Origin of the sequence: Eubacterium sp. CAG:156 (genome assembly GCF_000434315.1) — a bacterium.
GTDB lineage: Bacteria > Bacillota > Clostridia > Lachnospirales > Lachnospiraceae > Eubacterium_U > Eubacterium_U album.
Genome location: NZ_FR878163.1, coordinates 1 through 19,725 on the forward strand (window position 1 = coordinate 1; position 19,725 = coordinate 19,725).

At 30.6% G+C, this 19,725-nt stretch carries 15 protein-coding genes, 1 tRNA gene and 1 other RNA gene; 14 read left to right on the forward strand and 3 right to left on the reverse strand.

Annotated elements, in window-relative coordinates:
- Positions 1–272 precede the first annotated feature (272 nt).
- The 3 genes from ABMA45_RS06420 to ABMA45_RS06430 all read left to right on the forward strand — a co-directional run bounded on the left by ABMA45_RS06420 (position 273) and on the right by ABMA45_RS06430 (position 3,501).
- Positions 273–1,745: a nicotinate phosphoribosyltransferase gene (locus ABMA45_RS06420; RefSeq protein WP_022089063.1), complete on the forward strand. Its 1,473-nt coding sequence runs from the start codon at positions 273–275 to the stop codon at positions 1,743–1,745.
- Between the two features lie 198 nt (positions 1,746–1,943).
- Positions 1,944–2,477: an RNA polymerase sigma factor gene (locus ABMA45_RS06425; protein ID WP_022089064.1), complete on the forward strand. Its 534-nt coding sequence runs from the start codon at positions 1,944–1,946 to the stop codon at positions 2,475–2,477.
- Positions 2,478–2,487: 10 nt separating this feature from the next.
- Positions 2,488–3,501 carry an anti-sigma-I factor RsgI family protein gene (locus ABMA45_RS06430; protein WP_022089065.1) on the forward strand — a complete coding sequence of 338 codons (1,014 nt, stop codon included), beginning with the start codon at positions 2,488–2,490 and terminating at the stop codon, positions 3,499–3,501.
- A 4-nt stretch (positions 3,502–3,505) separates the two neighbouring features.
- Here the strand turns inward: ABMA45_RS06430 and ABMA45_RS06435 are convergent, their stop codons facing one another.
- Both ABMA45_RS06435 and ABMA45_RS06440 read right to left on the reverse strand, forming a co-directional pair.
- Positions 3,506–4,414, reverse strand: a complete 909-nt coding sequence (locus ABMA45_RS06435; protein ID WP_022089066.1) for a TIGR01212 family radical SAM protein — start codon at positions 4,412–4,414, stop codon at positions 3,506–3,508.
- Between the two features lie 651 nt (positions 4,415–5,065).
- Positions 5,066–5,155 (reverse strand) — tRNA-Ser (locus tag ABMA45_RS06440).
- 145 nt (positions 5,156–5,300) lie between these two features.
- On the opposite strand from ABMA45_RS06440, the gene ABMA45_RS06445 reads away from it, so the two are divergent.
- From ABMA45_RS06445 to ABMA45_RS06495, 11 genes are all read left to right on the forward strand, one after another.
- Complete coding sequence (locus ABMA45_RS06445) at positions 5,301–5,831, forward strand: RNA polymerase sigma factor (RefSeq protein WP_022089068.1); 531 nt, start codon at positions 5,301–5,303, stop codon at positions 5,829–5,831.
- A 2-nt stretch (positions 5,832–5,833) separates the two neighbouring features.
- Positions 5,834–8,035 (forward strand): beta-propeller domain-containing protein, encoded by a 2,202-nt coding sequence (locus tag ABMA45_RS06450; RefSeq protein ID WP_022089069.1) that lies wholly within the window; start codon positions 5,834–5,836, stop codon positions 8,033–8,035.
- Between the two features lie 88 nt (positions 8,036–8,123).
- Complete coding sequence (leuC, locus tag ABMA45_RS06455; RefSeq protein ID WP_022089070.1) at positions 8,124–9,389, forward strand: 3-isopropylmalate dehydratase large subunit; 1,266 nt, start codon at positions 8,124–8,126, stop codon at positions 9,387–9,389.
- 9 nt (positions 9,390–9,398) lie between these two features.
- The gene (gene leuD, locus ABMA45_RS06460; protein WP_022089071.1) at positions 9,399–9,884 is read left to right on the forward strand and encodes a 3-isopropylmalate dehydratase small subunit; all 486 of its coding nucleotides are present in this window, start codon (positions 9,399–9,401) and stop codon (positions 9,882–9,884) included.
- A 21-nt stretch (positions 9,885–9,905) separates the two neighbouring features.
- Positions 9,906–11,393 (forward strand): threonine synthase, encoded by a 1,488-nt coding sequence (thrC, locus tag ABMA45_RS06465; protein WP_022089072.1) that lies wholly within the window; start codon positions 9,906–9,908, stop codon positions 11,391–11,393.
- Between the two features lie 235 nt (positions 11,394–11,628).
- Positions 11,629–12,201, forward strand: a complete 573-nt coding sequence (yfbR, locus tag ABMA45_RS06470; RefSeq protein WP_022089073.1) for a 5'-deoxynucleotidase — start codon at positions 11,629–11,631, stop codon at positions 12,199–12,201.
- Positions 12,202–12,225: 24 nt separating this feature from the next.
- Positions 12,226–14,298 carry a DNA topoisomerase gene (locus tag ABMA45_RS06475; protein WP_022089074.1) on the forward strand — a complete coding sequence of 691 codons (2,073 nt, stop codon included), beginning with the start codon at positions 12,226–12,228 and terminating at the stop codon, positions 14,296–14,298.
- Positions 14,298–16,118: a glutamine--fructose-6-phosphate transaminase (isomerizing) gene (gene glmS / locus ABMA45_RS06480; protein ID WP_022089075.1), complete on the forward strand. Its 1,821-nt coding sequence runs from the start codon at positions 14,298–14,300 to the stop codon at positions 16,116–16,118. Before ABMA45_RS06475 ends, glmS begins: the two co-directional genes overlap by 1 nt.
- 87 nt (positions 16,119–16,205) lie before the next feature.
- Complete coding sequence (locus ABMA45_RS06485) at positions 16,206–16,865, forward strand: transferase (protein WP_022089076.1); 660 nt, start codon at positions 16,206–16,208, stop codon at positions 16,863–16,865.
- Positions 16,866–17,023: 158 nt separating this feature from the next.
- Positions 17,024–17,231, forward strand: a non-coding RNA gene (gene ssrS / locus ABMA45_RS06490) — 6S RNA.
- Between the two features lie 102 nt (positions 17,232–17,333).
- On the forward strand, positions 17,334–18,746 hold the full coding sequence (locus ABMA45_RS06495; protein ID WP_022089077.1) for a SpoIID/LytB domain-containing protein: 1,413 nt from the start codon (positions 17,334–17,336) through the stop codon (positions 18,744–18,746).
- Here the strand turns inward: ABMA45_RS06495 and ABMA45_RS06500 are convergent.
- On the reverse strand, positions 18,736–19,584 hold the full coding sequence (locus tag ABMA45_RS06500; protein ID WP_022089078.1) for a YihY/virulence factor BrkB family protein: 849 nt from the start codon (positions 19,582–19,584) through the stop codon (positions 18,736–18,738). The genes ABMA45_RS06495 and ABMA45_RS06500 overlap by 11 nt on opposite strands.
- Positions 19,585–19,725: the final 141 nt, after the last annotated feature.

Sequence of the window (19,725 nt, forward strand, 5' to 3'; positions counted from 1 at the left end):
CAAGTTAATCAATAACTAAGATTGATTTTTAATGAAATGCGGTTAATTCGATAGGATTGACCGCATTTTTTAGGCTCTTTTTTAGCATGAGGTAATCCAAAGAGTATAATCAGGTTGCGAATAACATCCACAGTTTGGTATTTTTTATTTTAAAAGGTAGACAATTTAAACTTCAAGTAATAAAATTAAAAAGATATACAAATATAATAAAGAAATAAGACTAAGTAAAATGGGAATAGTGAAAAACAAAAAGAAAGACAGAGGTAAGTTTGATGAAAATATATAATGGATATAAACGTTTACCAAGAAATTATACTCTTATGACAGATGAATATGAATTTACAATGGCGAACGGATATTATCAGAATGGAATGCAAAATCAGATTGCTGCATTTGATGTTTTCTTTAGAAAAGTGCCTAACAATGGCGGGTATGCTATTATGGCAGGATTAGATAAAGTAATAGAATACATTAAAGATTTCAGTTTTGGAGAACAGGAATTATCATATTTAGAAAGAAAAGGATATGGTAAGTCATTTGTAGAATATTTAAAAAAATTGAAATTCTCGGGTGATATATATGCAATACCTGATGGAACTCCTGTATTTCCAAATGAGCCTATAATAACGGTAAAAGCACCTATAATTGAAGCACAGATAATTGAAACTGCAATTTTATCTATGGTTAACGGAGCAATGGAACATGCAACAGGAGCAAGAAGAATAGTAGAAGCTACTCCTGATGATGTGACAATAATGGAATTTGGAGCTAGAAGAGCAGATGGTTGTGAAGCAGCAATAGATGCGTCAATATATGGAATTATGGCAGGATGTGATGGAACAAGTAATGATATTGCTGCGGATATGCTTAATATGAAAGGACTGGGAACTCAGGCACATAGTTGGATTGAGTCATATGACACTGAGTATGATGCATTTTTAGCATATGCAAAAGCTTATCCGGATAATTGCTTATTATTAGTTGATACAATTGATACTCTAAGAAGTGGCGTTCCAAATGCTATAAGAGTTGCAAAAGAGTATTTAGTTCCAAACGGTTATAGATTAAAAGGAATTAGAATTGACTCAGGAGATTTAGCTTATTTATCTAAGAAAGCAAGAAAAATGCTTGATGATGCAGGATTAGAAGATGCAGGAATATGCTTAAGCAATGGACTTACAGCTGAATCAATAGAATCATTAATTATACAGGGAGCAGAGTTCTCAAGTCTTGGTGTTGGCGATAACATTTCTAAACCTGAAGGAAGAATGGGATGCGTATATAAAGAAGTTGCATTAAAGAAAGATGGAAATTGGATTCCTAAAATAAAATTAAGTAATGATGTTTCAAAGACAATCAATCCTGATTTTAAAAAATTATATAGAGCATATGATAAAGAAACAGGATATGCAATTGCAGATATAATGGCAAGAAGAATAGAAAATGTATCAAGGGATAAAATAGTTATTGCTGATCCGGCCAATATATTAAAACATACTACAATTACTAATTTTAAATTAGAAAAATTACAAAAAACAATATTTAAAAATGGTGAATTAGTGTATGACGATCCGGAAATTTTAGAAAAACAGAAGTATTGTAATGAACAAATGAAAAAAATTTATCCTGAAGTAAAGAGAACAAAAATGCCACATGAGTATTATGTTGACGGAACTGAAGAATATGTGGAATTTAAAAATGTTTTGATTGATGAAACAAAGAAAATAGCTAAAAATAAAATATAAAACTTAAAAAGTTGAATAGAAACTAAACTTTTTGCTTAATTTTTATTCAATTTTTTAGTTTATATGCAATAAAAATCAGTTTTGCATTTAATTTATGCAATAAAAATTGAACATATCACGTTTAATTAGTAGATAATAGAGTATGAGATGATACTAATTACGGGGTGAATAAAAAGGGGATATAATAAGGTAATATTTATGCAAAGTGAAAATAATAAAATAGATGAAGGATTATTTGCAAAAATAGCAGATGGTGATAATGAATCTTTTGCACAATTATATTATGCATCGTATAAACAATTGTATGGGTTTTTATTATCGCTTACGAGAAACAAAGAAGATGCAGAAGATATGCTGCAAAATACATATATAAAAGTGCGTAATGGAAGTCATTTATACACAAAACAAGGTACACCTATGGGGTGGATGTGTCGTGTCGCAAAAAATGTATATCTCGACCACATAAGAAAATATGGAAAAATTACAAAAGTTGATTTTGATTTGGTGGAGAATTATGTGACAGATAATGAAAATAATGTTAGTGAACAACGAATTTTATTAGAACAGGCACTTGCGTCATTAAAAAAAGAAGAAAGAACGATTGTAATTATGTACATATATATGGGGATGAAACATAGAGAAATTGCTGAAATTACAGGATTACCGCTATCAACTGTATTATCTAAATATAACAGAGCATTAAAAAAAATGAAGAGTAAAATTGAAGCATAGGAGGCATATGATGAAAGAAAAGGATATAAAAGAAATTTTAGATGACAAATTTGAATCAATGGCTCCGGATTTAGTTAATAAAATTTGTGAAAATAAAATAGAAAAAATAAAAGACGAGTCTGAACTTTTTGGTAATGATGAGCCGTTATTTAGAAAGAATAATAAAGTTATATTTGGTGGTATTGTTACTGCTATGGTGGCGTGTATTATGATTGTTATAATGGTATTTTCTCCAAAACAGCAGTTTAAGGAGGAAAAATATGCTTTTTCCATAATTGTAGATGTTAATCCAAGTATTACGGTACAATTTAATAAGGAAGGATGCGTTGAAAAAATTGTAGCAGGAAACAAAGATGCAAAGTTAATTGTAAAAAAATTGAGAAACAAATTGAATGAAAAATCTAAATGCGAAGATGTAATGAATGGAATTATAAAAGAAATATCGAATGAAGGATATTTGAAAAAAAATAAGAATTCTATGCTTGTAACAGTTGTGTCAGATAATGCAAAGACAAGAAAAGAAGTACTAAATTCAGTTCAATATAATACTGAAAAATACGAAATTGATAAGGGAAAGAAATTTAAAACAATTTATCAGGATATAAAAGTAGATAAAAAGGTTGAAAAAGTTGCAAAGAAAAATAATGTTTCACTAGGAAAAGCTGCATTGTGTATAAAATTGGCAGAAGCAGGAAAGGAAGATTATAATAAACTATGTAGGAAAAGTATTAATACCCTGGCAGGAGAAGTTGAAAAAAAGGGTGTGGCAAATGACGATGATGAGCTAATATTGAATATAGAACCAGCAATAGTTGAAGAAGAGATTTCTGAACCTTTTACTGAAGAAGAAATCACAGAAACGATAAGTGAAACAGAAAGTCAGGAAACTACTTCTGAATATGAAAGTGAAGTAACGACAGAAGAAACCAGTGAAGTAGAAAATACACAGGAAATTGAAACTACACAAAGTCAGGAAATACAAACAACTCTTGAGAGCGAAACAAAACAAGGTGTAGTTAAGTAAATAGTTAGTTGATAACTTTACTCCCTTGAATAATGTCCATATCAGATAAATATTTATTGAGAGTATTTAAAACTAATTTTTTATTTCCGCTCCATAAAGGCTCTATTAATAAAGATTTTGGACCATCTCCGGTTAATCTATGAATAACAATGTTTGAAGGAATGTGCTCAAGACATTTGCCTATCAGGGAAACATATTCATCCATAGTGAAAACATGAAAAGGATTTCGCATATAAATATCTGCAAGAGTAGTGTTTTTTAATATGTGGAGTAATTGAAGCTTAATGCCTTGAATATGTAAGGAGCAAACATAATCAACTGATTGTAATATATCTTCCATAGATTCTCCGGGAAGTCCTAATATTAAATGTACTATAATATCTATATTAGCTTGATTGAGACGTGTTACAGCGTTATTAAAACAATCCAAATTATAACCGCGATTAATGAATTCTGCAGTTTTTTCGTGAATTGTTTGTAATCCAAGTTCAATCCAGACAGGTTTAATTGAATTTAATTCATTTAAAAGTGCAATTACTTCGTCAGGCAAACAGTCAGGTCGGGTCCCAATTGACAAAGCAACAATATCAGGATGATTTATTGCTTCTGTAAATATTTTTCTTAAATATTCAACAGAACCATATGTATTTGTAAATGATTGAAAATAGGCTATGTATTTACCTGATGATATTTTCTTTGAAACTTTTTCTTTTGCTTCCTCAATTTGGGCAGTTATTGAATATGAAGGATTGCTGGCAAAGTCACCTGAACCACCTTCACTACAAAAAATACAACCACCCGTACTAATATTACCATCTCTGTTAGGACATGAAAGGCCGGAACTTATAGACAATTTATATACTTTACATCCAAATTTATTTCTTAAATAAGCATTTAAAGAGTTGTAATACATTGCGGATACTCCTTTATAAATTAGTAAAATGATAAAAGTGACAATATTGAAATTGTCAGCATAAATAATAGTATAAAGTTTATGCCAGGGGCAAAAGGTTTAAGTCCACATAAGCTTGCTAATGAGTGGGTGAAAGACCTTTTTGATTCCAACATAAAGTTATAAACTATTATAATAAACACACTTTGTAGTTTTATGTTTTTGTTTTGACATAATAATATATCTTATCATAAAAAGTAGCAAAAATAAAATATACATACAGGTGAAATAAGATATAAAAATAACCAAAAAAGAAGACGTAATATTGGCTATATTTGTCCGTGGAAAAACAAGCTTAGTCATAGAAAAACAAAGGAAAAAATGATATAATTTTATATAAATAAAGGAGACGGATTTTAGAAAGGAGGAATTCATTATGGAATTTTATGAAAACAAAAAAGGAATGGTGATTTTCTTCGGATATTTAGCTGTTATGTGCTTTTTATTATGGTGTTTTATGATGGCAGTATAATTTGATTTCATAAGGTCAAAGTCACGTAAACGAAAAAACTCATCTTACATGAAGAGTAATGCATGTGAATATGCAAATAATCATGTAAGATGAGTTTTGTTGTTATATACAAAAAAGTCATGTGTATAACAAGAGAAAAGCGGAGCGAGTGGGATTCGAACCCACGTGCCCAAGTAAATGGACAAACTGATTTCGAGTCAGTCTCGTTATGGCCTCTTCGATACCGCTCCAAAAAGCAACAAGAAATTTATAACATATTTTAAAGAAGAATGCAACAAAACGGAAAAAGAAGAACACTATATATTTGAAGGGTAAAGTGTACACAACCTGGAAAACACTATTGTTTATTCAGGAATAAATTATGGAGAAAACAATATGAATTATGAAATCAATGATGTAGAAAAAGCAAAGGTGGGAAATAAGACTGCATTTGAAAATCTGTATTCAGCAGTATATAGAGATTTGTACAAATTTGCATTTTACACAATAGGAAACAGTGAACAGGCTAAAGATGCAGTAAGTGAAACATTTTTAGATGCTTATAAAGGAATTGGAAAACTAAAAAACACAGATAAATTTGATATTTGGATTATAAAAATATTATCAGGCAAATGTAAAAGACAAATGCGGGAAAAATATGATAAAGTAACAATTCAAAATCCTAAAGTTATCCAATTTGATGAATTAACAGGTGTTGAAGGAAAAACAGATAATAAAGAAGAAAAAATCGACTTGGAAATGGCTATGAGCATATTGAATAAAACAGACAGAATGATTGTGACTTTATGCATTATAGAAGGATATAAAAGTGAAGAAGTCGGAAAAATATTACATATTAAATCATCAACCATAAGATCTAAATTGAATAGAAGTTTAAACAAATTGAAAAAATATTTGGAGGATTAGGAATGGATAAGAAAGATTTTTTTGAGGATGTAAATAAAGAAAATAAAAAAATTGCAAGTTTTATAAAAGAAGAATCTGATAAAACAATAATTCCTGACAAAATGAACAGTGAAGAATTAAACGGATTATTAAACAAAAGTAATGAAAGAAAAAAACAGGGGAAAATACTTAAAATTGGAACAATTGCCGCATGCCTTGCGTTAATTGTTGGAGTATTTAATGTTACATACAATTATATAACTAACGATAATAATAGTGGAACGTTCAATGTAGTTGTAAATGAAAAGAATAATGAGAGCAAATCAGACAATAATGAAAGTTATTCGGATATATATGATAAACTTAAAAATTTACAAATTGCAAATAATGCAATTTACTATGGAATGAAAGAAAGAAACGGACTTAAAACTGCAAAATCTGAAAGTACTAATGTAGCAGATTCTTCAGCATCATCACAATCTAAATCTTACAATACAAATGTACAGACGCAAGGCGTAGATGAAGCAGATATCGTAAAGACGAATGGCAAGAATATATTTCTTCTTAATCAAAGCAAGAGTAAAGTTTTAATATGCAATGCTGATGGAGAAAATACTAAACAGGTTGGAGCAATAAACTTATCATCAGGAAAAAATAAAAATAAATATGAGTATCAGGAAATGTACGTTAATGATAATAGACTCGTAGTTTTTGCAAGTAAATATAGTTCTTCAACCGGAAAAATGGGATGTTATGATATAGCAATTTATTCGGGAAATACAGAAGTATTGATTTACGATATAACAGATATTGAAAATGCTAAATTAGCATCAACTTTGAAGATAGAAGGCAATTATAATTCTTCAAGATTAGTTGGAAATATTTTATATACTGTTACAAATAAACCGATAGACAATATTTCAATAGATAATTGCGTACCATATGTTCAAAATGAAAAAATGGCAGCTTCGGATATTTATATTCCTGAAAATAGTGATGGTAGTGATTATGTTATTGTTACATCAGTTAATATTTTAAAACCCGACAAAATAATGGGAACAAAGGCTATAGCTGTCGGAAATACTAATGTTTATATGAGTGAGGACAATTTGTATTTATGCATATCAAAAAGCAGTGAGGAAGATATTTCTGACACAAAGGAAGGAAAAAAAATTATAAGCAAAATAGATATAAAAGATAAAGATGTAAAAATAAGAAAGGAATATAAAAAATATCTTAAAAAAGCATATCCGGATATTAATTTTAATGAAGTATATGCAAAAGAAAAAGTTGTTTATGTACGTGAAAAAAGCAATACCGAAATAATAAAAATACAATGCAAAGATGGAAATTTGAAAATAATTGCAGATGGAGTTGTAGATGGAACAATAGATGACAATTTATCTGTTGATGAATATAAAGGGCATATTAGAATGGTTACAACCGTTAATGATTATAAAAATCTTGTTAGTAGAATTGTTGTTTATAATAAACAGGATGAAGTAATCGGATACGAAGACATATATAATGAAAAAGTTTTAGAAAATGATTTCTATAAAAATGATATGCACAATAATCTGTATGTTTTAGATTCAGGCATGAAAGTTGTTTCAAAAACAGAAGGATTAGCTGAAAATGAAGAAATTTATTCAGCAAGATTTATGGGCGATTATGGATATTTTGTTACATATAGAAATACAGACCCTCTTTTTGCAGTTGATTTTTCTGATATAGAAAATCCAAGTATTATTGGAAAATTAAAAATTTCCGGATACTCAGATTATTTGCATTTCTATGGAGAAGATAGTTTATTAGGATTAGGAATGAATACAGAAAATGAAAATAATCAGGAAATAAAACTTGATATGTATAATATTAAAAATGGAAAAGCTGAATTAGAATCCAGAAAGGTGATAAGTGGAACTGAATATTCAGAAGCGTTATATAATTATAAAGCGGTTATGGTATCTTATGAGAAAAATATAATCGGATTCATGGCTGAAGAATATAAAAATGGTAATATAGAAAATTATTATTATATATTTGGATATGATAAAGAAAATGAAAAATTTGTAAGAAGAGCAAAAATAAAAATGTCCGGAAATATATATTCTTCTAGAGGATTATATATAGACGATAATTTGTACGTTATTGGATTTGATGGAAATGTAATAGTTCTCGATATGGATAATTATAATGAATTGTTAAGATTTAAAATGAAATAAATAATTATCATCAATTGACGCTGATTGAATTTTGTTATAAAATAGTGCATTAGAATAAAAGCGTATTCAATTAAGGAGGAATCTGAACATGGGAATGACTATGACTCAGAAAATTCTTGCAGCACATGCGGGATTAGATAAAGTCGAAGCAGGACAGTTGATTGAAGCCAATTTAGATTTGGTTTTAGGTAATGATGTAACAGCTCCTGTAGCGATTGGCGAAATGAAAAAAATGAATGTTGATTGTGTGTTTTGCAAAGATAAAATTGCATTAGTACCAGATCATTTTACACCAAATAAAGATATTAAATCAGCAGAATTATATAAATGCGTTAAAGATTTTGCAGAAGAAAACGAAATTACTAATTACTTTGAAACAGGAAGAGTTGGAATTGAACATGCATTACTTCCTGAAAAAGGGTTAGTTGTTGCCGGAGACGTAGTTATTGGTGCAGATTCACATACATGTACATATGGAGCCCTTGGAGCTTTCTCAACAGGTGTAGGAAGTACTGATATGGCAGCAGGTATGGCTACAGGTCAGGCTTGGTTTAAAGTTCCATCAGCTATTAAATTTAATCTTACAGGTAAACCGGCTAAATGGGTAAGTGGAAAAGATATTATTTTACATATAATTGGTTTAATCGGTGTTGACGGTGCATTATACCGCTCAATGGAATTTGTTGGAGATGGAATTAAATACTTATCTATGGATGACAGATTCGCTATGACAAATATGGCAATCGAAGCAGGTGGAAAGAATGGTATTTTCCCTGTAGATGATTTGGCTATTCAGTATATGAAGGAACATTCTACTAAAGAATTTACAGTATATGAAGCAGATGAGGATGCTGAATATGATGAGGAATACACTATTGACTTAAGTAAATTAAGACCGACAGTTGCATTTCCACATCTTCCTGAAAATACAAGAACAATTGACGAAGTTGGCGAAGTTAAGATTGATCAGGTTGTTATTGGTTCATGTACAAACGGAAGAATTGAAGATATGAGAATTGCTGCCAAAGTATTAGAAGGCAGAGAAGTTAAAAAAGGTGTAAGAGCCATAATTTTCCCAGCAACTCAGGCAGTATATTTACAGGCAATTGAAGAAGGCTTAATTCAGACTTTCATTAAAGCCGGATGCGCAGTAAGCACACCAACATGTGGCCCTTGTCTTGGAGGACATATGGGTATTCTTGCAAAGGGAGAAAGAGCAATAGCTACAACAAACAGAAACTTTGTAGGACGTATGGGAGACCCTGAATCAGAAGTTTACCTTTCAAGCCCTGCAGTAGCAGCAGCAAGTGCAGTTACAGGTAAGATTTCAGGACCGGAAGAATTAGGACTATAGGAGGCAGAAATGGAAGCTAAAGGAAGAGTGTTTAAATACGGCGATAATGTTGATACAGATGTAATTATTCCAGCAAGATACTTAAATGTTCCTGATGCAAAGGAACTTGCAAAACATTGTATGGAAGATATAGATGTTGATTTTGTAAAAAATGTCAAAGAAGGCGATATTATAGTAGCTGATAAAAATTTTGGATGTGGTTCATCAAGAGAACATGCACCAATAGCAATTAAGGCATCGGGTGTAAGTTGTGTTATAGCTGAAACATTTGCCAGAATTTTTTATAGAAATGCAATAAATATTGGTTTACCAATTATTGAATGCCCGGAAGCTGCTAAAGGCATTGAGGCAGGAGACGTGGTAAGAGTTAATTTTGATACAGGTATGATTTACAATGAAACAAAAGGAACTGAATTTAAAGGTCAGGCATTCCCGGAGTTTATGCAGAAAATCATTAAAGCAGAAGGTTTAATAAACTATATAAATAACAAATAAGGTTATCAGTAGGAGGAAAAGATGGAAGTATTATACAGAAGTACCCGTGGACAAGGTGGAGAAGTAAAGGCATCACAGGCTATTTTAAAAGGATTAGCAGATGATGGAGGATTATTTGTACCTACAACTATTCCGAAGTTAGAAGTATCTGTAAATGAATTGTCAAAAATGACATATCAGGAAGTTGCATATGAAGTTATGAAATTATACTTTACAGACTTTACAGAGGAAGAATTAAAGAATTGTATTAATAAAGCATATGATTCTAAATTTGATACAGAAGAAATTGCTCCATTAGCAGAAGTTGATGGCGCATACTATTTGGAACTTTTCCATGGCGCAACAATAGCATTTAAGGATATGGCATTGTCAATACTTCCACATTTACTTACAACATCAGCTAAAAAGAATGATGTTAAAAATGAAATTGTTATTTTGACAGCTACATCAGGTGATACAGGTAAGGCTGCTTTGGCAGGATTTGCAGATGTTAAAGGAACAAGAATTGTAGTATTTTATCCACATGGTGGAGTAAGCCCTATTCAGGAAAAACAGATGGTTACACAGAAAGGTGATAACACATTTGTTGTAGCAATAAATGGAAACTTTGACCAGGCACAGAGTGGAGTTAAAGCTATATTTGGAAATAAAGAACTTGCAAAAGAAATGGATGAAAAAGGATTCCAGTTCTCATCAGCAAACTCAATTAATATTGGACGTCTTATCCCACAGGTTGCTTATTATGTATATGCATATGTAAAATTATTTGCAGAAGGAAAAGTTGCTAAGGATGAAAAAATTAATGTTGTAGTTCCAACAGGTAACTTTGGTAACATTTTAGCAGCTTACTATGCAAAGAATATGGGACTTCCGATTGATAAATTAGTATGTGCTTCAAATGATAATAAAGTACTTTATGATTTCTTTGAAACAGGATGCTATGATAGAAACAGAGAGTTTATTTTAACCAACTCACCATCTATGGATATTTTGATTTCAAGTAATCTTGAAAGATTAATTTATAAAATTGCTGAAAATGATTCAGAAAAGAATGCTGAATTAATGGCAGAACTAGCAAAAGACGGAAAATATACTATTACTGATTCAATGAGAAAGCAACTTGCTGATTTTTATGGAAATTATGCTACTGAAGCTGAAACAACAGAAGAAATTAAACGAGTATATGACAAGACAGGATATATTATGGACACTCATACTGCAGTTGCTTCATGTGTATATGGTAAGTACAAGAAAGATACAAATGATGATAAGGTAACTGTTATTGCAAGTACAGCAAGCCCATTCAAATTTACAAGAAGTGTTATGAATGCAATTAATCCTGCATATGATAAGCTTGGCGATTTTGAATTAGTTGATGAATTAAGCAAGATTGGAAATGTTAAAGTTCCAAATGCAATTGAAGAAATCAGAAACGCAGAAATCCGTCATAATAACTTATGCAATGTAGATGAAATGGAATCTGTTGTAAAGAAATTTTTAAATATGTAAAGAGAGCATAATTGTGTAAACATGTAGTGCACAAGAGTTTGTGAAGTATTATTTTATTTCTCAGATATATATTTAAAAATTTGAAATATGAAGTTAAATAATATAAATATATTGTAAGCGAAGGTAATACCGTAAATTACAAATACAAAGGTCTTTTTGTTGATGATGTTTAATGACAAAAAGACCTTTGTATCTATTTAAAAGGTAGAAAACTTTTGTAATATGGAGAGAATAAATGAACAATTTTTTTGGTATGCTTGCCCGAATGAAATATATAAACAGATGGGGGCTTATGCGAAATACAATTCAGGAAAATATAGCAGAACATAGTTTAGATGTGGCTGTTATTTCCCATGCTTTAGCTACTATAGGAAATATCTATTTTAATAAACAAAATGATGCAGAACACATAGCGGTTTTAGCGATGTTTCATGATACATCCGAAATTATTACGGGAGATTTGCCTACACCTATAAAATATTATGCACCTGAAATAAGAGATTCTTATAAAAAGGTAGAGGAAGTGGCTACTAATCAGCTTATAAATGAATTGCCGGAAGAAATGAGAAAGGTTTACAGAACTATCTTAAAAGAAGAACAAAATGAAGAGTGGAAATATGTAAAGGCTGCAGATAGATTATCAGCATATATAAAGTGCATAGAAGAGTCAAAAATGGGAAATACAGATTTTGTTAATGCACAAAATTCAATTAAAAAGAGTATAGACGAAATGAAGATGCCGGAGATTGCTTTTTTTATTGAAAAATTTCTTCCATCATACAGTATTACATTAGACGAGATAAATTAATTACCGGACAAGGCAGGAGTGTTAATGGGAAAATCACTATTTATAGCAGAAAAACCAAGTGTTGCTGCTGAATTTGCAAAAGCATTAAAAGAGAATACAAAACGTGGTGACGGATATTTAGAAAGTGAAAATGCTGTAGTAACATGGTGTGTGGGTCATTTGGTTACTATGAGCTATCCGGAATGTTACGATGAAAAATTGAAAAAATGGAATATTCAGGATTTGCCTTTTATTCCGGAAGGAGAATGGAAATATGAAGTAATTCCTGGAGTAAAAAAGCAGTTTAATATTGTAAAAGGTCTTTTGAACAGAGAAGATGTAGAGACGATATATGTTTGCACTGACTCAGGAAGAGAAGGAGAATATATATACAGACTGGTGGCTCAGGAAGCAGGAGTACATGATAAAGTACAAAAACGTGTATGGATTGACTCTCAGACTGAAGAAGAAATTTTAAGAGGAATTAGGGAAGCAAAAGATATATCTGAATATGATAATTTGTCTGACGCGGCTTATTTAAGAGCGAAGGAAGATTATTTAATGGGAATTAATTTCTCTAGATTATTAACTCTTAGATATGGAAATTCAATTGCAAGATTCTTAAATAAAAAATACACAGTAATTTCTGTAGGTCGGGTTATGACGTGCGTATTAGGAATGATATGCAATAGAGAACGGGAAATAAGAAATTTTGTAAAAACACCATTTTACAGAGTAAATGGTAAATTGCAGATTGAAGATTACAAAGTAGATGCAGAATGGAAGGCAGTTGAAAATACAAAATATTTTGAAACACCATTTTTATATAAGGAAAATGGTTTTAAAGAAAGAAAGACGGCAGAAGAATTAATTGAGGCAATAAATGTTTCACAGCCGGTCGAATTAATGGTTAAGTCAATTACTAAAAAAGATGAAAAAAAGCAACCTCCATTGTTATTTAATCTTGCAGAACTTCAGAATGATTGCTCTAGATTATTTAAGATAAATCCTGATGAAACATTGAATGTAGTTCAGGAACTATATGAAAAGAAACTGGTAACTTATCCAAGAACTGATGCACGAGTTTTATCTACTGCGGTATCAAAAGAGATTTATAAGAATATAAATGGATTAAGAGGATTTACTCCGGTAAAAGGATTTGCTGAAAATATTTTAAAAGCAGGTTCTTACAAAGGGTTAGAAAAAACTAAATATGTAGATGATAAGAAGATAACAGACCATTATGCAATAATTCCTACAGGACAGGGATTAAATGGCTTAAATAGTTTAAAACCGGTTGCACAGAAAGTATACGTGCTTATTGTAAGAAGATTTTTAAGTATTTTTTATCCGCCGGCTATATACAAAAAAGCATCATTGATAGGAAATGTTAAATCTGTTTTCAAAGATGGTAGTGAAACAATGGAACAATTTGGAAGCAATTTTAAAATATTAGTTCAGAAAGGTTATTTTGAAATTGCAGGCGTTCCGGGCGAAAAGAAAAGCTCAAAAGATAAGCAGGAAAATGATGCTGAAAATCAAGATGGCACTAATGATAGTGAAAATCAGGAGTTAACACTAGACAGCAAATTTTTTGAATTGTTGAAAAATATAAAGAAAAATGATAAAATTTCAATGGTAGGTCTGGATATTAAAGAAGGTGAAACAAAACCACCAAAAAGATATAATTCAGGTTCTTTAATTCTTGCAATGGAGAACGCAGGTCAGCTTATAGAGGACGAGGATTTAAGAGCTCAGATAAAAGGAAGTGGAATTGGTACAAGTGCTACCAGAGCTGGAATAATAACCAAACTACAAAAAAATGAATACATTAAGTTAAATAGTAAAACACAGATTGTGACACCAATGCAATTAGGAGAAATGGTTTATGGCGTAGTTTATATGTCAATAAGATCTCTTCTTAACCCTGAATTGACAGCAAGTTGGGAATTAGGTCTTACCAAGGTTGCAGAGGGTGAAATAACAGCTGATGAATATATGAAGAAATTAGATGATTTTATAAGAGGTAGAACAGATAATGTTCTAAGAATCAACAATGCTAATCAGATGGTGAATTACTATAATTATGTGGCACAATTTTACAGGAGGAACAAATAATGTGTGGAATAGTAGGATATGTGGGCAGTAAAGACTGCGCTGATGTATTAATAGACTCATTAAGTAAACTTGAGTATAGAGGATATGATTCAGCAGGAATAGCAGTATTTGAAAAAGGTGAAATATCTGTATGTAAGGCAAAAGGAGAATTAAAGAACCTTACAGAAAAAATGAAAAAAGAACATAAACCATATGGACATTGTGGTATTGGACATACAAGATGGGCAACACATGGTGAACCATCAGACATTAACTCTCATCCACATGGAAATAAGAGAGTATCAATTGTACACAATGGGATTATAGAAAATTATAAAGAAATTAAAGATTTCCTAATTGATAAAGGATATACATTTGTAAGTGAAACAGATACAGAAACAGTTGCAAAATTATTAGATTACTATTATGAAGGTGATCCTATAGATGCAATAATTAAGACATTAAAAGATGTTACAGGTGCATATGCATTGGGAATTATTTTTAAAGATTTTCCTGATACAATTTATGCAGTAAGAAAAGACAGCCCGTTAATTATTGGAAAAGGTGAAGAAGAAAACTTTATCGCCAGCGATGTACCTGCAATCTTAAAATATACAAGAAATTATTATCTTCTTGAATATGGTGAGATTGCAACAATTAAGTCAGATAGAATTGAATTTTGTGATTTTCATAAGCAGAATATTAAGAAAGAAATTCAGGTTTCAGAACTTGATATGGATGCAGCTGAAAAGGGTGGATATGAACATTTCATGTTAAAAGAAATACATGAACAGCCAACAGCAGTAAATACAACAATTGCACCAAGAATTGTGAATGGTATGCCTGATTTATCAGAATGTGGACTTACACCTGAAAAATTAAAATCATATCATAAGTTATTTATTGTTGCATGTGGTACAGCAATGCATGCAGGAATGGTTGGAAAGTATGTAATTGAAAAATTAGCAAGAACAGAAGTCACAGTTGATATTGCATCAGAATTTAGATATAGAGACCCTATAATTGGAAAAGATGATTTGATGGTTGTTGTATCACAGTCAGGTGAAACGGCAGATACTAAGGCAGCATTGCAGTTAGCACATGAAAGAGGCGCAGAAGTACTTTCAATTGTTAATGTTAAGGGCTCTTCAATTGCAAGAGAATCAGATATGGTTCTTTATACTCATGCAGGTCCTGAAATCTCAGTAGCATCAACAAAAGCTTTCTCAGTACAGATGTCTGTTATGTATTTAATAGCATTTGAAATGGCATATGCTAAAGGATGTATAGACGAAGCAGAGTGTAAGAGACTTACAGAAGAGTTAAAGAATATTCCTGAAGTTTTAGAAAAAACAATGCAGGCTGAGAGTAAATGTAAATATATTGCCAGCAAGTTAATAACAGCGTCAAGCTTATTATATATTGGTAGAGGGCTTGATTATGCACTTAGTATGGAAGGCTCACTTAAGTTGAAAGAGATTTCATACATTCATTCTGAAAGTTATGCTGCAGGCGAATTAAAACACGGAACAATTTCTCTTATTACAGATGGTATGCCGGTAATAGCAGTTGCTACACAGAGTCACTTACTTGAAAAAACAGTAAGCAATATTGTTGAAGTTAAATCAAGAGGGGCAATGACAATTACTGTTTGTAAGGAAGGAGAGCAGTTTGCAGAAGGTGTAAATGATTATATAGTAGAAGTACCTGAATTAGAAGATGTATTAATGCCAATGGTAACAGTTATTCCGTTACAGATGATAGCTTATTATACTTCTGTATTAAAAGGATTAAATGTAGATAAACCAAGAAATCTTGCAAAATCAGTTACAGTAGAATAAGATCATATCGAAAAACTGTTACTTATATTAGTAACAGTTTTTCTTTAAATAGTGAAAGAAAAATAATTCACAAAGAGAGGTGCTAGAATGTACAAAATAAAAGATTTATATGATTTAAACGAAACAATTGCAGCTAAATTATTTGATGGGGTAGAATATCCATGGGAAGTATTAGCTAATATAGGTGATTTTATAATTGAATTAGGTAAGACTTTGCCGAAAGATAAATTTGACCATCCACAGGAAGATATATGGATTGCTAAAGATGTAACAATAGCAAAAACAGCAACATTAAACGGACCATTGATAATTGATGAAGGTACAGAAGTAAGACCTGGGGCATTTATCCGTGGAAAAGTTATTGTTGGAAAAGATTGTGTTGTTGGTAATTCTACAGAATTAAAAAATGTTGTATTATTCAATACTGTTCAGGTCCCACACTATAATTATGTTGGAGATAGTATTTTAGGAACGCATTCGCATATGGGAGCCGGATCAATTACTTCAAATGTAAAATCAGACAAAACATTAGTTGTGGTTAAAGATGGAGAAGAAAAGATTGAAACAGGTTTAAAGAAATTTGGAGCAATGCTTGGAGATTACGTAGAAGTAGGATGTGGTTCAGTCCTAAATCCGGGAACAGTCATTGGAAGAAATGTAAATATCTATCCTTTATCAAGTGTTAGAGGCGTAGTTAAAGCCAATTCAATCTACAAAAAGCAGGGAGAAATAGTAGAAAAAAGATAAGGTAAAAAATAGATTGTTATACGACAATCTTCAAGTGGAAATGCAAATTATAATGTTAAAGTTTTGTGAAAATAATAAATAGTCAGTATTTTCCATTGATAAAAAGAATAATATATTCTATAATAATATTACAAACAACACAGTCATTGATTGTGTTTGTTTCCTTGGAATGCTCGTAGACTTGTATATTTTGAACCTACATTTATCGAGACGGGATTCCTATATCTTTGCATGGATGTCAGGCCTCATATATGCCGTCAGTACATAGTACAGGTGGCTAGCTAGTGGAAGGCAGAAGTGTGAATGCGGTTGCCCACCTGGCGCAAGCTAGGACTCAAAAGGCAAGGACGGCATTTCGAGTATAAATCAAAAGATAAGTTGGCACAGCATTTTTGCTGTGCCTTTCTTATGTAATAGTAAATTTAGATATAAAGCTGTAAGTCGTATTTGAAAGGCTGGGTGCAAAAAATGAAAAAGATAATTTTTGCTTTATCTACAATACTTATAGTTACTTTTTGTGCATATACAATTAAGTGTCAGGATGTACTTATAAAAATCAATCAGTTAAAAACATATGGTCAGGATATCATAGTTAATAAAATTATATATGATGATGAAAGCAAAGCAAATGAAGAAAAAAATCAGACTGAAAAAATTATAAATATGGAATTGAATAATGTAAGAATAGTTCTTATGAATAGTGATTTTAGTTCGATTTATCACAATAATATAGAAATAAAGAAAAAAGAAAAAATAAATATTAATTATGGAAAAGACTTTCAAAATTCAGAAATTGTAAATGAAGATAAAATAATTTCATGTGGGTCAGAATATTTTAATGGAAGTAGTATAATAAAGATTTCAAATAATAAGAAAAAAATTCATATTAACTCGATAAAAAGAAATGGAAAAATCAACGGTTACAAAGGAGATATATATTTATATAAGACAGAAAATGGAATTGTTGTAGTAAATGAAGTGGGAATTGAAGACTATGTAGCGGCTGTTGTATCAAGTGAATTAAATAACTCATATCCAAATGAAGCATTAAAAGCCCAGGCTGTTTGTGCAAGAACATATATTGCAAAAAGAATTAATAATGAAAAATATAAGGAATATAATGCTTTTGGAGATGATAGTACAGCGTATCAGGTATACAATATAGTTGAGCCTGATAATAAAATAAAAGATGCGGTAGCACAAACAAAAGGCGAAGTAGTTACTTATAATGATAATTTAATAAACACTTATTTCTTTTCTACATCATGTGGGTATACTACAGATTATAAAATTTGGGGAACAAAAAAACAAAAATATCTGGAAAGCGTTCATGTAAAACAAAATTTAGAAGAAGCAGAAACGCAGGCAGATTTTGATACTTATATAAAAAAGAAATCTAAAACGGATTTAGAAAATAAATATCCGTTCTATAGATGGAATGTAAAAATGTCTAAGTCTCATTTAAGATATGTTGTAAATAATTATATAGGATACGATATAGGAAAAATTAGCAAAATAGAAATTAATAATAGAGGTGCAGGAGGTATAGTTTCTAATATTACCGTGTACGGAAAAAATAAGCAGATTAGCATAAGCAACCAAATTAATATAAGAAAAGCACTTAATCCATATGGCTTAGGGATAAAGCTTAATGATGGTGATATAAGGAGTAATATGTCAATGCTTCCTAGTAGTTTTTTTTCAATTGAAAACATTTATAGGAATGGAAAATGGTGGGGGATTAAAATATATGGTGGAGGATTTGGACACGGTTGCGGAATGAGTCAGAATGGTTGCAAAGAACTTGCACTTTCCAGCTATAGTTACGAAGATATAATTGAATTTTTTTATAAAAAAACAGCAATTGCCGTTATTGGTTAATTGCTGTTTTTTTTGAAATTTCAGGATAAAAATAAACATTTATTTCTGCTCCGATAAATAAAATGTAAATACAAAAGTAAATCCAAAACATCATAATTATAACTGCGGTTAAGCTGCCATACATATATGTCATATTAGAAAAATTATCTACATAAATTGAAAATGCAAATGAAAACAAAATCCATCCAAGAGAACTGAATACAGCTCCAGGTAATATTTTCCTGAATTTAGCTAACTTTAAATTTGCAACCTTGAATATTATTAGAAAGAATAGTGTTAATATTATAAAAACTGCCGAGTAACTTGTTATTGTATATAAAACAGAAACATTTATCAAAGGCGGAACAATTGAAATTGCAAGTTTAAACAGTTTGTTTCCAAATACTAAAAGTACTAATGTGACAACCATGGCAATTACAAAGAAAACAGTATATATCATAGAGATAAATCGTGATATAAAATAGTTCCTTGATGAATGCACATTATAAATATTATATATACCAAACATAACAGATAATACACCTTTTGACGCAGACCATATAGCGACAATAGCTGTAATGGAAATAACAGTACCGGATACATTTGAATACATCTCGTTTATTATTTGAATAATAAGAGGCTTAACGCTATCAGGTAAATAAGAATTTGCAAAATTAACTATGTAGTCTTCAGTGATTGGAGTAAGCCCAATCATATTTAAAATCAACATAGCAAATGGAAAAATTGAAAGCATAATAAAGAAAGAGGCCTGAGCACTATATACACCAACCTTGTCTTTACCAATTGCATTAACAAAATCCATGATAGTGTTGATAAATTTATTTTCTATTTTTTTCATAAATATACCCTTTTCATTTTAAATAGAAGAAAATGATATTACTTCTAATAAATAATTATATTCTTTTTGTATTTAAATAATTCCTTTAGTAATTTAAGGAAAACATATTTATTATAACATTTTTTGTTTAATGAAACAAGA